This is a genomic window from Rossellomorea sp. NS-SX7, assembly GCF_052828565.1.
The window spans coordinates 1,883,828-1,897,841 of record NZ_CM128249.1; the positions used below are offsets into that span (position 1 = coordinate 1,883,828).

Consider the following 14,014-nt stretch of genomic DNA (forward strand, 5'->3'; position numbering starts at 1 on the left):
ACAAGTATATCAAAGGTGCACGCCAGAACATATTTTGTTTTTTTATTTATATATTTGACAGCTGCACGTACTTTTTTTATCATTAAAATATAATACATGAACACATTGTCATATACTAAAATAGAATAGGAGTGACACTATGGGTAAAAATAATAATGAAGATAAACTAGTCGAGATTAAAAGCGAAGAGCCAGTCACCAATCAGGAAAACTGCGTTGAGATAGATGAAGAAACGCTATTTATCGTCACACAAACGTTCAAAGCGTTGTCTGAACCAACCAGGGTGAAAATACTGCACTTATTAGCCCAAAAAGAACATTCGGTCAATGAAATCGCAGAAAGACTTTCACTCCTTCAAACGACGGTTTCACATCAATTACGTTTCTTGAAGAATCTGCGATTGGTCAAATACAGACGTGAAGGGACGACGCTTTACTATTCAGCTGATGATGATCATGTGATGAACATGCTTCAGCAAACGATGCATCATGCGAGACATCACTAAATTTCACGGGGGAATTTACATGAATGAATACAAACTCCAGGGCCTCACATGCGGTAATTGCGCCAGGGAAATGGAGGAGAGGATCAATCAACTAGAGAACGGAGAGGGATCAAGAATTCTCTATAACAGCAGTAAGCTGGTATTAAGCGATGGAGTTGATATGAGGGATGTTGAAAAAATTCTTTCATCGGACGGAGCGGCAATAATGAAAGAAAATCCTCACGATCATTCTGATCACGCTCATGACCATTCTCATACCAGCAGTGATAATATGAAAATTCTAATCGGATTGTCTGCAATTATATTCTTCTCTGCTATTTATGTAGACACCCAATTGAATAACATCGTACCTGTTATCATGTACCTTACAGCCGCAGCCACAAGTGGTTATCCTACTTTTATCAAGGGTGCGAAAAATCTGCTCAAGCTGAAATTCAATATTGATACATTGATGACTATTGCTTTAATAGGCGCATTTTCAATTGGTGAATGGAAAGAAGGAACACTCGTCGCAATCCTATTTGGTATCAACGAGCTTCTTGAAGGTTTAGGAATGGAAAAAGCAAGAAAGTCTATGGAAGAGCTTCTCAAAGTGGCCCCGAAAGAAGCGGTCCTGATTGAAAACGGACAAGAAAGGGTAGTACCGATCAGTTCCTTGAATGTTGGCGATCTGGTACTGGTGAAATCCGGTCAGAAGATTCCATCAGACGGAATTGTAGCTTCCGGAAGAAGTTCTGTAAACGAATCAGCCATTACCGGAGAGGCGATGCCAGTTGAAAAAGAAGCAGATGAAAAGGTTTTTGGTGGAAGTATTAACAACGAAGGGGTACTTAAAGTAAGGATCACGAAAGAATATAAAGATTCATCCCTGGCAAAAATCCTCCATTTGGTCGAGGAAGCACAGGAAACGAAAACACCGACCGAGCAATTTATTAATCGTTTTGCCAAATACTATACACCCATCATTATGGTGATATCCGCTCTCGTTATGATCATACCCCCTCTATTAGTAAATGGAGAATGGGGATTCTGGTTTTACCAAGGGCTGGCAGTTCTCATTGTAGGCTGTCCTTGTGCTTTGATCCTATCCTCTCCGATTGCAATTGTTTCGGGAATTGCACGGAATGCTAAGAATGGAATCCTTGTCAAAGGCGGGGTATTTCTTGAACAGCTAGGAAAACTCGATACAATCGCATTTGATAAAACAGGAACATTGACGAAAGGCCATCCATACGTAGAGAAAATGGTTGTCTTTGATGAAGAAAACTTTTTCCACGTGGCAGGTTCAATTGAAAAATCTTCATCTCATCCAATAGCAAAAGCAGTGATGGATAAAGTGAACGATCAACCTATTGCTCTTTCTGAACCAGAAGAAATCAACACCATTTCAGGTCAAGGAGTATCTGCCGTCCTTGACGGAAAATCATATAAGGTGGGTAATGAAAAAAGTATTGCCTTCCCATTACCTTCCGAAGTATCAAATAACATCGATGCCTTGAAAAGTGAAGGATATACACTTGTGATTGTGTCGAGTGAAGAAAAAGTTTTAGGTCTGTTTGGCATCACAGATGAAATCAGGGAAGAGAGTAAAGATATCATAGGTGAACTTTACTCAGCCGGAATCAGAAGTGCCGTGATGCTTACAGGAGATCACAATAAAACGGCTGAAAAAGTTGCAAAACAAGTCGGATTGACGAATTACTATGCAGGTCTTTTACCAGATGAAAAGGTGGCAAAAGTGAAGGAACTTACTGCGAGCGGAAAGGTCGCCATGGTTGGTGACGGTATAAACGATGCACCTGCATTGGCAACTGCAGATCTGGGCATTGCCATGGGTAAAGGGACAGACAGCGCAATTGAAACGGCTGATATTGTCTTGATGCAGGATCATCTGGGCAAACTTCCTTCAGCCATTAAGATATCAAAAAGAGTGAATAAAATAATCAAATTGAATATCTCTCTTGCGCTTGGTCTGAAATTGATTGCCTTATTATTGACAATCCCGGGCTTGCTTACACTCTGGATTGCCATTTTGTCTGATATGGGGGCAACTATAGTGGTTACATTAATCAGCTTGACTGTGATGTTGGGGGAGAAGAAGCAAATCACTCCGACAAGTTAGCATGATCTTCACATGATGTTCAAACGTTTCCCTGAAAAATACATGGGGAAAGAGTTACAATAGTAATATTGATTCTAAGGAGGCTGATTGATATTCTTAATCTATTTCTGGGATACGTCATTTTATCCATACCTGCATTACTTGTAGTACTATTTTTCAAGCGTAAATCCAAAAAAGAACTAGAGAACTTAAACGAAAATGAGTATAGCTCAAAATAATGAATAAAAAAGCTCATGGCTGCCATGAGCTTTTTTCATGGTTATTTATCTTATAATGAGAATTCAGTGGCACCATTTCATTTAAAAAGGACTTTCATGTTATTTCTAGAATGTATATTATTGGAATCTTTATTTAGGGGGAGAAAAAATGGACTATGAAATCGTTGAATTGCCTGCATACCGCGCCATAGGATTGAAATGGGAGGGAGCATACACAGAAATCCCTGCTTTGAGAGAACTGATTCAAGAAATGAATGCACGTGCAGGGGAGCTGGAACACGCAGTTAATACAGATATACAATTAGGATTGTCCTATCATTTGCGTCCTGACGGATTCGTTCACTATTCTGTATACGAAGTAGGCGCAAAGCAGCAGATTCCGGATGGGATGAGAGAAATTGTTGTTAAACCTATGACCTATTTTAGAATCCACCATCATAAAGGAGGAGACATCGGTCATACTTATGCAAAGATTTATCAGTGGATGAAAGAAAATGGGGAATATACCCCTCTTTTCGAAAGCGAAGCAGTGTATTATGATGACTTGCCGATTAAACATGAACGATATCCTGATGACCGCGATCTAAATGACCCGCATTTTGATATTTATATTCCGATCAAGAAGAAATAGGGTGCAGGAGGAAAGACTCTGTATTGTAGACACTCTCTTCCTACCGCCGGGAGTTCCTTTTTCGAATGGTCACTGGTTTTTAAATTGTGAAAAGTATTAAAATCTATATTGGAGTTAATGAATTAAAAAATGAACCCATCCGAAGTGGATGGGTTCATTTTTTAAATTATCTGCCACAGTTACATTTCTTACCGTGATGTTCGCGATGTTTATGACAATTACAATGATGATGCTTCATGCATCCGCAGCCGCCATGATGGTGTTCTTTCTTGCACCCGCACTTGTTGTGATCCTTTTTGCATCCACATTTATTCGATTCGTGATGATGGTTGTCTCGTCTGTGGCAATTGCAAGAATGAGAATCGTTGATTTTAAAACACTTTTGTTCAACAGCTTCATCTCTTCTGGAGTCACGACAGTCATCATGGTCATGGTGTGAGCAGTGTATAAACATCAAATTATCCCAGAAATTGCAGCGGTCGTGTCTTCTCCTTCTCTTGCAGCCATGAAAATATGGAAACCACATATTACTTCCCCCTAACTCCGCTTATTTGCCTGAGGTAATACCTCGACTTACTACATTCTATGTACCTTTGTCCAATTGGTATGGACGAGCGCCCGGAATTACGGGAGATTTTTACACTTGATGGGTGTATCTGTCTGATTGAAGAGTATTAAGTGGGAGCTCCATTCGACTATTGATAATAAGGGATGAAATGATATAATTCTATACTTGGATAAGGTATAGGAGATTAATAATGTAAGTTTTAAAGAAAACAATTTTACTGATGGAAGGGTAGGAATGGAATTGAATAGAAGATTGCTAGGCATTAGTGTCATTCTGTTTATGGCTATTGCCTTTATCTCCCTTTTCGCAAAAGGTGAATGGGCTGAAAATGATTCTAAAGCAGTTGTAAAAGTAGAGGAGAAGGAGCTCAGTCAGTATCCAGGTTTAAACCTGGAAACGAAGACCAAAGAGGGAGACCTTTTTACATCTTCAATTTCCACACCGATAACGAAAAGCGATTCACTTAATGACCAAATCAATGCTTGGATTCAGAATCAGCAGGATGAGTTTATGAAAGATGTAAAAAAAAATGAAGCAATTATCAAGAAGGGCAAACGTGCACATTTAAACATAACTATTGATACAGCTAAGGTCAACGATCACATATACAGTTTCACCTTGGAGTCTTATCAATATACAGGTGGAGCAAATGGTAAGTCCGAGGTTCAGCCGTTTACGATCAACTTGGAAACCGAAAAGGTTCTTACTTTACAGCAGGTGGTAAAAGACAACACTGAGAAGAAGATTGCTTCTCTTGCTAAAAAAGAAATAGTGGCAGATAACAACTTGATCATGTATGTTTTTGAAGATATCTTGGATGAAGCATTAAAAGATACCAGAAAATGGAAATGGTCACTGAATCAAGAAGGATTCACTCTCCATTTTGATGAGTATGAGATTGCTGCAGGAGCAGCTGGCCAAGTGAACATCGAAATACCTATTGATAAAATGGCACCCTATCTGAATGAAGAAATCCTGGATGGGTTAAAAGAAAAAACGGCAGATGAACTGCCCGAAGAAGTCACTCCTGATATCGTTGAACTCGATCCGGATAAAAAGGTAGTAGCCTTAACATTCGACGATGGACCGCATCCAAAGGTAACACCTGAAATACTCTCCACTTTGGATAAATTCGATGCTAAAGCAACATTTTTCATGCTCGGGAATCAAGCAGAATATTATCCCTCTGTAGCAAAGGAAGTGGCACAGCAGGGCCATGAAATAGGTAATCATACGACGAGCCATATGGAACTAACCAATCTCCAAAAAGAAGAAATAAAGAAAGAGATCGATACTTCAAATCAACTGATCAAAAGGGCCACAGGTCAAAGCCCGTCAGTGTTCCGTCCCCCGTATGGAGCTTATAATGACGATGTAAAAGAATACATAAAGGAAATCAACACGCCTCTGGTTCTATGGTCTGTTGATTCACTTGACTGGCAGTCACGAGATGCAAATGAGGTCAACAAAAAGGTAAAAGAAGAAATCGTATCAGGCTCAATCATCTTATTACATGATATTCACCCTTCAACAGCCGAGGCGCTGCCTGAACTGCTCGAAAGTTTGGAAAGGGAAGGATACCAATTCATAACAGTCTCACAGCTTCTTTCACTTCAGGGGAAACAAGGGGTAGGACCTCATTATGGGAAAATAAAATAAATGAACGAAAAGACGCATTTCATATAAAAATGCGTCTTTTTGTATGTAATGGGAGTTATTTTGTGACTTTAATAAAAATTTCTTACTGCTAGATAGATTAATGATAGAATGATAATTGGTTACAGATTCCAATACATACTGTTCCTCATAACATCAAAAGTAGCTCTAGGGAATAATTAGAAAGGGGAGAACGCTCAGTGACAGAATGGACTCTCACTTCAGCATTTATGCTGTTAATACTTTTCATTGGCTATAGAATTGAAAAGAATATTAAAAAAAAGCAGCCTTCAACAGAAAAGAAGTCATTGCATCCTATACAAAAAGCGTGCGAAGGAATGATGCTGGCTCTTATGGGGACAGGTGCAGTTTACATTGGTTTTATTAATGAAGATATTATAAGTTCTGAACTATACTTTCTTAGCGCAGCTGTTATATTCTTAAGCATCAGTGCATGGATGGAATGGGGGTTTGACCAAAACAAGAAGGTTCCAATTATTACACTTCTTCAGTTAGGTACTTCACTGGCCATACTCATTACCGTCTGCTTTATTCAAATGGTTGTTTGATATCGACTATAATGGAGACTTGAATTCAATTAGATAAAGAAATATCACAATTAAAGGCTAAGAGTCTTGATTGACACGCAGCCTTTAAATTTAAAGAACTATTTCCTTATAATTAAAGTATACCACACAAAATATGGAAAAATCAGACTATTTATTTATTACTTTCTCCCTTACAATCAAGATGAATGATGGAGGAGGTAATAAGATGATACAAGGGTTTGCAGATTTAAAACGGACAACTGAATATTTTTCAAGACATGATGATATTCCTGCCAGGAAAATACCCTGGTTCATGGTGTCTCCGATCGCATTAGGCACTCATCTTGGAGAGATGACAGAAGCTGATTCGTCCCTTTATAGACATTCTCTATCCTATGCATTAAATCATGGAATCAATTTCATTGATACAGCCCTCAACTATAGGGGGATGAGATCTGAACGAGATATCGGAAGAGTATTGACGGAAATGATTAATGGATCGCGCCTGAAAAGGGAAGAAGTAATTATTTCCACTAAAGCAGGTCTCATCCCTGGAGACATTGATGCAAAACTGGTTCCTGCTGATTATTTGAAAGAAGTTCTTTTACACAATGATATCATTACTGAGAGTGACTTAAATATTGTAGGACATATGAAACATGTCTTGGAACCTGGCTATTACAGGTTTGCAATGAATGAAAGCAGAAAACATTTAAATCTCAATACCATCGATATTTATTACATTCATAATCCCGAAGTTTCAATGAAAGTGCTGGGGCCTCATTCATTTTATGAAAAATTAATCCATCTTTTTGCGTGTCTTGAAGAAGCGGTGAATCAAGGGATGATTCGGTTCTATGGCTTGGCCACCTGGGGTGCCTTTCTCGTCACCCCGGATAATCCATCCTATATTTCATTGGAGAAGTGTATCAGAATTGCTGAAAGAGCAGGAGGCAAAGATCATCATTTCAAATTCATCCAATTTCCATTTAACGAAAATAAAAGAGAAGCGGCCAGATGCAAGAATCAAATGGTGTCAGGAATTCATTTGACCACTTTGGAAGCTGCTGATGAACTGGGTATTCATGCAACGACAAGTGCTCCATTCGATTTAGGTAACTTGATCAATCAGAGGGAGGCATCCGTTTTATTAAATGAAGTGATAGAAACCGAAGGCATTCTATCTACAATGGCCGGAATGAAACATGTAGAGAATGTAATAGCCAATTTGGATTCGATTACAATGTACAGGGAAGAAGTGAAAAATGTAGATCGGTACTTTTAATCCCAACCAAGGATCAGTGATAACCAAATTCACTTTGAAATTCATCATGAGAAGAGCATACAAGAATAAATATCACATACATTGGTCTCATAGACTAACATTATCCAAGGATCACTATAAGGGGGCATTTAATGAAACAATATTTATTCTTGGTGATGTTTATAGCTGTTACTTTAGCCGGATGCGGCAGTAATGAACAACTCAAATTTAATGGGGAAAGTAAACATTGGACCGGAGAATATAAAACGAACATCGTAGGCGGGGATATGGAGGATGGGGAATATACATTCAGGTTTAAAGATGGAAAGGGAAAGGAAGAAATTCAGTTCGACAGTCTTGAAATTATCATTAATGAAGACCAATCAAACACCAAAGTTCGTGATTATAGTGGGTCACCCGTAATAACCGTTTCAAACTCTTGCTCGGGTTGCTCAGTTACTGAAAGAGAAGAACTCATTGAAGTCACCATCAGATGGGACGGAACGAATGAAGAGACATTCGAATTAATGGGAATTCAGTAAATAGTTTTGCAAAAAGCCCTGTTTCCAGGGCTTCTTTTCATCTTACTGAATTACTTTTTCTATTTTTTTAGTTTCCACTCCTCATATAACATTCCATACACCACATGATCCACATAATGATCATACAGCCATTCAGCTTGTCTGATGGTACCCTCTTCTACAAAGCCCAGCCTCTCGGGAATGCTTCTGCTTTTCTTGTTCTCTTTGGCTGCCCTTATATCGACTTTATTTAATTTATGATACTCGAAAGCGTAATCAGTCAAAGCCTTTGCTACTCTTGTCATGATTCCTCTTCCTTGATAGTCCTGATGGAGCCAATATCCGATATAGGCTGTTTTATTTGACCAATTGATTGAGTTATACCCGGCTGTGCCGACCATTTTCCCTTTATAAAGGATGACGGTGTTCATGCTTTTATTTTCAGCGTAGCTCCGCATGCAGCCTTGGATGAATTCCTTTGTATCATCTACTTTATTTGTGAAATCCAACCAGCCCAACCACTCTTTTAAATGGTCTCTTGATGTATCGACTAATTGAAACATCTCTTCGGAATCTTTCAAGTCCACCAATTTTAATGACAATTCTTCATCAATCTTATGTAAAAACATATTCTACACCCCCATAATGTTGTATTGTATAATATTACTATATAAATAGAAAAAATTCACAATTAATATTAAAAAACGATTTACTTATAGCCAATAGAAATCTGAGTGGTGAATATATTAATGTACAAAAGAGGGAATAAGATGCGCATCTATGAATTGAGTGAACGGAAAGATTTATTTGAAAAGGCAGTCAATGCTTTTTGGAAACAGTGGGGAAATGAGGAAAGCTACAATTTTTATAAGGATTGTATGATGCGGTCGTGTGAAACGGAAGAAGAAATACCGAGGTTTTATATCGCGGTAGAAAATGAGGAAATCATAGGAACTTTTGCTATCTTGCGCAATGATATTAATAGCCGGCAGGACCTGACTCCCTGGCTTGCTTGTTTATATGTAGACCCTGCATCCCGCGGCAAGAAGATTGGATCACAGTTTTTGCAGTATGCTTTGGATGAGTCTGCACGAAAAGGCTATAAAAAACTTTATCTTTCCACTGATATTGACGGTTACTATGAAAAATATCATTGGATTCATACAACCGAGGCTGTCGGATTAAGTGGAAGTTCAATAAAAGTATATGAGAAATCAACAATGCGTTGATATGCAAGATTAGCGAATATATTTTGGAGGTTAAATTATGCCAAACATACATTGGGGAGAAATAAAAGATTTAAACGATTTAATACATATTGATAACGTAACGATTGGCAGTGATCAGAGGCGTAAGGAGATTGAAGAAGCGATCAATCATAATCAATGTTTAGTTTGCAGAATAGAGGGGGAGGCAGCCGGCTTTCTTTTATTCAACAGACATTTCTTCAGTCATGCGTTTATATCTTTGGTCATAGTCCATCCTCATCATAGAAGAAATGGAGTGGCGCGTGCACTTCTCTCAGAGTTTGCTGTTAAAATGAATGGGGAAAAGATTTTCTCTTCTACGAATCAGTCAAACGATATCATGCATCACCTTTTTCATACTCTTGGCTTTGAGAAGAGCGGGTTAATTGACAATCTGGATGAAGGCGACCCTGAAATCATTTATGTTAAAAAAGGATAAGGCAGGAACGAATCATGATAAAACGGGTTGAGATTGAAAAGGAAGCGGTCGCAAACGAATAGCAAAGAACTTATGTAATTAGGAGGAATAACAATGGATAGTATCATTTTTGATTTGGACGGGACGTTATGGGACTCTAGGGAAACGGTCTTAAAGGCATGGAATGGGGTCATTCGTAGACACGATAAAGTGAAGAATGAACTAACATCGCAGCAGTTGAAGGAAACGATGGGCCTGCAAATGGATGAAATCGGTAGAAAGCTGTTTCCACAACTTAATGATGAGGAAAGGGAAGCGTTCTTGAGTGCTTGTTCTGAAGTTGAAACCCAACATCTCAGTGAAAAAGGAGGAATCCTCTATAACCGGGTGGAGGAAGTACTGATATCCCTGGCGAAAAAGTACAGGCTCTTTATCGTGAGTAACTGCCAGCACGGATATATTGAAGCTTTTTACGAGTATCATAGATTGGAAAAGCACTTCATTGATTATGAAAATCCAGGGAGAACCGGCCTATCTAAAGGGGAAAACATTAAACTGATCATCGAACGAAATAACTTAAAGCAGCCCGTTTACGTTGGAGATACAGAAGGAGATCAAAAAGCAGCACAGTCTGCAGGTATTCCCTTCGTCTATGCAAGGTATGGATTCGGTGAAGCAAAGGTTTACGATTACTCAGTCGATTCATTCGAGGAATTGATGGAGATATTTTAGGAAAGAAGAGTGAGCTTCGTATATAGTTAACTGGTGCCAAGGTGAATTGATGCATATATAGGAGGGGAATAATGTGATCATCATGATAAACGGTGCGTTTGGTTCCGGTAAAACAACCGTTGCAAACGAACTTTTAAGCAAAATCAATGACAGCATGATCTTCGACCCGGAAATAGTCGGCTATATGATTAGAGAGATTCTGCCTGAAGAAATCAAAAAGAAAGAATCACAGAGTGGTGATTTTCAAAACTATGAACTTTGGAGAGTTCTAACAGTGGAAACTGCCAAAAAACTGAAAGAAAGATATGGGAAGCATTTAATCGTCCCTATGACTCTAAGGGTTCCTGAATATTTCACTTATATTTTCAACGGATTAAAAGATATAGATGAAGAAACTCATCACTTTTGTTTACAGGCAAGCAGAGAAACCATTTTTGACCGACTCCGTACCAGAGGGGAAGAAGAAGGTAACTGGTGTTTCCAGCAGGCCGATAAATGCCTAAAAGCTTTTGAGACATATGATTTTAGTGAGTATATTGAGACAGAGAATGTGGAATTGGATGCTGTAGTTAGAGACATTATGAACAAGTTGACGAGTTCAGGATTGGATGTTGTTAAGTAATTGCAAGAAAACGCCCAAAGTGGGCGTTTTCTCTACTAATCTAGGAAACAACCGTTATCCAATCCTCATCCAGGCTTTCTACTCCTTTATCAAAGGTCAATTTGGTTTTAAAAAGATAACGTACACCCTTTTCATCTGCTTTAAGCGTATCGGGTATTCGATAGACAAAATTAAGCTTATTTGTTTCATCAGGCTGAAGTTCTTCCGATTTCAGAATCGTTGTGGAGTCAATGGTACTCTCTCTGGAATATTTATCTACCATGACTAGATCACAGTCGATCCGCCTCAACTTCTGCTTCACAACCCCTCCTTCCAGAAAGAAATACCCATTAAGCAGCTCACCGGGATGAAAGGCTGTTTTCGGCAGTACCAAATCAATCTTTGCAGATCCTACTCCAAACATGGAAACGTACTTCCTTAGTAACATTCATGCATTCTCCTTCTCTAGTTTAGTATGTTTTCTGTCTAATTTCTCTTCGATTCTTTCCAGTTCTTCTTTGTCACGCATAATTTGCTCTTTATTATTCTGAATTAATTGCTGTAAGTTTTTTTTGATCAACATTTTCGCATCCTTTCAAATGTAAAGCTGGATATACAAAAAGACCTTTACCGGTTTGGTAAAGGCCTTTTTTTGCATATATCAACCTTCACCAGCTGGTAAAGGTCTCGCTAACAACATCGTTGTCAATAAAGCCGAGAGTCGTTGACTCCGTAATGACGACTTTATTGTAAAAGCTACTCCCCTTTAGGAGAATATGAATTTATGGGTTTATCATAATGGATATTATAACTGCTGTCAATTGAAAACTGCTTTGTGCACGTTTTGTCGAGAGAAAAAGGTCAGCATCCTCTTGCATGTAAAAAATTCCATATGTTAAACTGTAATTACACGGTAAAATAAATTTTACGGAGTGAAGAATATTTTCAGGGGGGACCCATTATGAAATCAATGTATATTATCAAAGAATATGATCAGCTGAAAGCCTTGAGTGATCCTTTTCGCATCAAATTGATGATGCGACTTGTAGAAAAACCTTATACAGGCCAGCAGCTTTCTGAGTTATTTGAAATGTCCAGGGCGCGAGTTCATTATCATCTGAAGGAATTAGAAAAGCTCGGATTGATTGAAATTGTCAAGACCGAAGAAAAGAATGGTATTGTACAGAAGTTTTTCCAATCTGTTTCAAGTGGATTTTATCCCGATGCAAGCCTGCTTCCGCATAAAGAAGAAATAAGTGAAACGAAGAGATTGATGATGTACGGTATGCTTGAACGGACGATGAGCCGGATACTTGAGGCTCCAAGTGCAGCTTTTGAGGATGCTGGAGATAAGGATCCCTCGGACTGGAATATATTAGCTTCTTCATTTGAAACATCGAGCTCAGAAGAAAATTTCAAATGGTTCATTAAGAGATATTTTGAACTTGTCGGGGAATTTCAAAAAAGAGCTAAAGAAGAGAAAGATGCAGATCAAAACATCTATTACATGACAGGAATGGGATTCGAGGTAGAAGAATCAACATTTGCAGATCGTGTGATGAATAATAAAGAAAAAGACCGATGATCGTCTTTTTTTGCCACAACAGTAAAATATTTTTTACTGATTAAAAGTGTTTTTTTGGAACGACGGTAAAATAATTTTTACAGAGTAAACTATTCATACAACCAAAGGGAGTGGAAATGATGAAAGAACTACTCAGCAATCGAAATTTTGCATCTTTGTTCTTTGGAAGATTGGTTACGAATATGGGGGACAGCATTTATTATGTTGCAGCAATGTGGCTTGTATATGAACTTGGAGGCAATGCATTTTATACTGGTTTGGCAGGATTCTTGACTCTCTTACCGGGTACTCTTCAATTCCTGATCGGACCGCTCGTCGATCGCTGGCAGATCAAGAGGGTATTGATTTGGACTCAGCTGCTGCAGGGAATGCTTGTATTAATGATACCCTTTGCTCATTATATTGGATTCCTTTCTGTTTTGTTCATTCTTATCATCATGCCGGTAATTTCTGCGTTAAATCAATTTGCATATCCAGGTCAGGCAGCTCTGCTTCCGCAAATCGTCCGTAAAGATCAACTGGTGAAAAGTAATTCATTATTCTCTTTCGCATTTCAGGGTGTCGATTTGGCATTCAATGCTCTTGCAGGTATTCTTCTGACGGTTGTCGGAGCCATCACACTTTATATGATTGATGCCGTTACATTTATTGCCGCAAGCATCTTGTTCAGCTTGATCCATCTCTCTAAGAAAGAAAGAGTTAATGAAAAACAGAGGGTAAAAGAAGCTGTCCTGCAGTATAAGAACGATTTAGCTGAAGGCTTCTCAATCGTTTTCAAATCACATTTAGCCAAATTTCTGCTCGGTTCCATCGTAGCAAACTTTGCCATCGGATCTGTTTATGCCATATTACCTGCCTTTGCAGATGAAAGAGGAGGCTCTGAGCTTTACGGACTATACTTGGCGGCGATTTCTGGCGGAGCCCTGATCGGGGCGTTATGTGCATCCTTGTTTGGTCGCTTTGCAATCGGAAAACTTACAATACTGTTGTTTTTGTTCGGGGGATGCATGTGGCTGGTTTCGGGTATCGTTCCGCACAATGGTGTCAGCATACTGTTATTTGGACTATCATGGATTCCGATTGGCGCCACCAATGTCATATTTGGGGCAGCCATCCAGTCGATGATACCTTCCCAGCTGCTCGGCAGGATATTCTCGGTGACGGCTTCTTTAGGTGCAATGGCAATGCCAATCGGTTCTCTCCTTGGCGGCTATTTTGCAAATCAGTTTGGCCCTGGCATTGTATATCTTTCAAGCGCCGGAGGTATTTTGTTTATCGCCTTTGTGTGGGTTTTCAATACAACGCTAAGATCCCTTCCGCAATCGTCCAGTCTCAAGCCAGAAGAAATGGGGCTTCCATCCGACTCATTTATAGTATCTAATGAAGGAATTTCGTAAA

Annotated in this window: 17 protein-coding genes; 14 read left to right on the forward strand and 3 right to left on the reverse strand. The window is 38.9% G+C overall.

Going from position 1 to position 14,014, the window contains the following annotated elements:
* Positions 1-139 precede the first annotated feature (139 nt).
* The 8 genes from ACUXV2_RS09295 (at position 140) to ACUXV2_RS09330 (ending at position 8,054) form a co-directional block, all read left to right on the forward strand.
* On the forward strand, positions 140-505 hold the full coding sequence (locus ACUXV2_RS09295) for an ArsR/SmtB family transcription factor (protein ID WP_446246728.1): 366 nt from the start codon (positions 140-142) through the stop codon (positions 503-505).
* Positions 506-524: 19 nt separating this feature from the next.
* A complete protein-coding gene (locus ACUXV2_RS09300) occupies positions 525-2,627 on the forward strand; it encodes a heavy metal translocating P-type ATPase (RefSeq protein ID WP_446246729.1) in 2,103 nt (700 codons plus the stop codon).
* A 366-nt stretch (positions 2,628-2,993) separates the two neighbouring features.
* Positions 2,994-3,476 carry a GyrI-like domain-containing protein gene (locus ACUXV2_RS09305; protein WP_446246730.1) on the forward strand — a complete coding sequence of 161 codons (483 nt, stop codon included), beginning with the start codon at positions 2,994-2,996 and terminating at the stop codon, positions 3,474-3,476.
* Positions 3,477-3,681: 205 nt separating this feature from the next.
* A complete protein-coding gene (locus ACUXV2_RS09310) occupies positions 3,682-3,915 on the forward strand; it encodes a hypothetical protein (RefSeq protein ID WP_446246731.1) in 234 nt (77 codons plus the stop codon).
* A 363-nt stretch (positions 3,916-4,278) separates the two neighbouring features.
* Positions 4,279-5,703, forward strand: a complete 1,425-nt coding sequence (locus ACUXV2_RS09315; protein WP_446246732.1) for a polysaccharide deacetylase family protein — start codon at positions 4,279-4,281, stop codon at positions 5,701-5,703.
* Between the two features lie 197 nt (positions 5,704-5,900).
* Positions 5,901-6,269 carry a DUF4181 domain-containing protein gene (locus ACUXV2_RS09320; RefSeq protein ID WP_446246733.1) on the forward strand — a complete coding sequence of 123 codons (369 nt, stop codon included), beginning with the start codon at positions 5,901-5,903 and terminating at the stop codon, positions 6,267-6,269.
* A 205-nt stretch (positions 6,270-6,474) separates the two neighbouring features.
* Positions 6,475-7,533 carry an aldo/keto reductase gene (locus ACUXV2_RS09325; RefSeq protein ID WP_446246734.1) on the forward strand — a complete coding sequence of 353 codons (1,059 nt, stop codon included), beginning with the start codon at positions 6,475-6,477 and terminating at the stop codon, positions 7,531-7,533.
* A 131-nt stretch (positions 7,534-7,664) separates the two neighbouring features.
* On the forward strand, positions 7,665-8,054 hold the full coding sequence (locus tag ACUXV2_RS09330) for a hypothetical protein (protein ID WP_446246735.1): 390 nt from the start codon (positions 7,665-7,667) through the stop codon (positions 8,052-8,054).
* Positions 8,055-8,113: 59 nt separating this feature from the next.
* On the opposite strand, the gene ACUXV2_RS09335 is transcribed toward ACUXV2_RS09330, so the two are convergent.
* Positions 8,114-8,662: a GNAT family N-acetyltransferase gene (locus tag ACUXV2_RS09335; protein WP_446246736.1), complete on the reverse strand. Its 549-nt coding sequence runs from the start codon at positions 8,660-8,662 to the stop codon at positions 8,114-8,116.
* Between the two features lie 141 nt (positions 8,663-8,803).
* On the opposite strand from ACUXV2_RS09335, the gene ACUXV2_RS09340 reads away from it, so the two are divergent.
* The 4 genes from ACUXV2_RS09340 (at position 8,804) to ACUXV2_RS09355 (ending at position 11,052) form a co-directional block, all read left to right on the forward strand.
* Positions 8,804-9,262: a GNAT family N-acetyltransferase gene (locus ACUXV2_RS09340; protein ID WP_446246737.1), complete on the forward strand. Its 459-nt coding sequence runs from the start codon at positions 8,804-8,806 to the stop codon at positions 9,260-9,262.
* Between the two features lie 37 nt (positions 9,263-9,299).
* On the forward strand, positions 9,300-9,719 hold the full coding sequence (locus ACUXV2_RS09345) for a GNAT family N-acetyltransferase (RefSeq protein ID WP_446246738.1): 420 nt from the start codon (positions 9,300-9,302) through the stop codon (positions 9,717-9,719).
* 93 nt (positions 9,720-9,812) lie between these two features.
* The gene (locus tag ACUXV2_RS09350; RefSeq protein ID WP_446246739.1) at positions 9,813-10,430 is read left to right on the forward strand and encodes an HAD family hydrolase; all 618 of its coding nucleotides are present in this window, start codon (positions 9,813-9,815) and stop codon (positions 10,428-10,430) included.
* 82 nt (positions 10,431-10,512) lie between these two features.
* Positions 10,513-11,052: an AAA family ATPase gene (locus ACUXV2_RS09355; RefSeq protein ID WP_446247034.1), complete on the forward strand. Its 540-nt coding sequence runs from the start codon at positions 10,513-10,515 to the stop codon at positions 11,050-11,052.
* A gap of 40 nt (positions 11,053-11,092) precedes the next feature.
* On the opposite strand, the gene ACUXV2_RS09360 is transcribed toward ACUXV2_RS09355, so the two are convergent.
* Both ACUXV2_RS09360 and ACUXV2_RS09365 read right to left on the reverse strand, forming a co-directional pair.
* Positions 11,093-11,479, reverse strand: coding sequence for a sporulation protein (locus ACUXV2_RS09360; RefSeq protein ID WP_446246740.1), 387 nt, complete (start codon positions 11,477-11,479; stop codon positions 11,093-11,095).
* Positions 11,480-11,614 carry an FbpB family small basic protein gene (locus ACUXV2_RS09365; protein ID WP_446246741.1) on the reverse strand — a complete coding sequence of 45 codons (135 nt, stop codon included), beginning with the start codon at positions 11,612-11,614 and terminating at the stop codon, positions 11,480-11,482. It abuts the gene before it with no gap.
* Between the two features lie 378 nt (positions 11,615-11,992).
* On the opposite strand from ACUXV2_RS09365, the gene ACUXV2_RS09370 reads away from it, so the two are divergent.
* Together ACUXV2_RS09370 and ACUXV2_RS09375 are read left to right on the forward strand one after the other, a co-directional pair.
* Positions 11,993-12,616, forward strand: a complete 624-nt coding sequence (locus ACUXV2_RS09370; RefSeq protein ID WP_446246742.1) for an ArsR/SmtB family transcription factor — start codon at positions 11,993-11,995, stop codon at positions 12,614-12,616.
* Positions 12,617-12,735: 119 nt separating this feature from the next.
* Positions 12,736-14,013 (forward strand): MFS transporter, encoded by a 1,278-nt coding sequence (locus ACUXV2_RS09375; protein ID WP_446246743.1) that lies wholly within the window; start codon positions 12,736-12,738, stop codon positions 14,011-14,013.
* Position 14,014: the final 1 nt, after the last annotated feature.

Bases quoted from the DNA above. Each gene is read 5' to 3' on its own strand.
- ACUXV2_RS09295 (WP_446246728.1), top strand. From the start codon at position 140: ATGGGTAAAAATAATAATGAAGATAAACTAGTCGAGATTAAAAGCGAA.
- ACUXV2_RS09300 (WP_446246729.1), top strand. From the start codon at position 525: ATGAATGAATACAAACTCCAGGGCCTCACATGCGGTAATTGCGCCAGG.
- ACUXV2_RS09305 (WP_446246730.1), top strand. From the start codon at position 2,994: ATGGACTATGAAATCGTTGAATTGCCTGCATACCGCGCCATAGGATTG.
- ACUXV2_RS09310 (WP_446246731.1), top strand. From the start codon at position 3,682: ATGTTTATGACAATTACAATGATGATGCTTCATGCATCCGCAGCCGCC.
- ACUXV2_RS09315 (WP_446246732.1), top strand. From the start codon at position 4,279: ATGGAATTGAATAGAAGATTGCTAGGCATTAGTGTCATTCTGTTTATG.
- ACUXV2_RS09325 (WP_446246734.1), top strand. From the start codon at position 6,475: ATGATACAAGGGTTTGCAGATTTAAAACGGACAACTGAATATTTTTCA.
- ACUXV2_RS09330 (WP_446246735.1), top strand. From the start codon at position 7,665: ATGAAACAATATTTATTCTTGGTGATGTTTATAGCTGTTACTTTAGCC.
- ACUXV2_RS09335 (WP_446246736.1), bottom strand. From the start codon at position 8,662: ATGTTTTTACATAAGATTGATGAAGAATTGTCATTAAAATTGGTGGAC.
- ACUXV2_RS09340 (WP_446246737.1), top strand. From the start codon at position 8,804: ATGCGCATCTATGAATTGAGTGAACGGAAAGATTTATTTGAAAAGGCA.
- ACUXV2_RS09345 (WP_446246738.1), top strand. From the start codon at position 9,300: ATGCCAAACATACATTGGGGAGAAATAAAAGATTTAAACGATTTAATA.
- ACUXV2_RS09350 (WP_446246739.1), top strand. From the start codon at position 9,813: ATGGATAGTATCATTTTTGATTTGGACGGGACGTTATGGGACTCTAGG.
- ACUXV2_RS09355 (WP_446247034.1), top strand. From the start codon at position 10,513: ATGATAAACGGTGCGTTTGGTTCCGGTAAAACAACCGTTGCAAACGAA.
- ACUXV2_RS09360 (WP_446246740.1), bottom strand. From the start codon at position 11,479: ATGTTACTAAGGAAGTACGTTTCCATGTTTGGAGTAGGATCTGCAAAG.
- ACUXV2_RS09365 (WP_446246741.1), bottom strand. From the start codon at position 11,614: ATGTTGATCAAAAAAAACTTACAGCAATTAATTCAGAATAATAAAGAG.
- ACUXV2_RS09370 (WP_446246742.1), top strand. From the start codon at position 11,993: ATGAAATCAATGTATATTATCAAAGAATATGATCAGCTGAAAGCCTTG.
- ACUXV2_RS09375 (WP_446246743.1), top strand. From the start codon at position 12,736: ATGAAAGAACTACTCAGCAATCGAAATTTTGCATCTTTGTTCTTTGGA.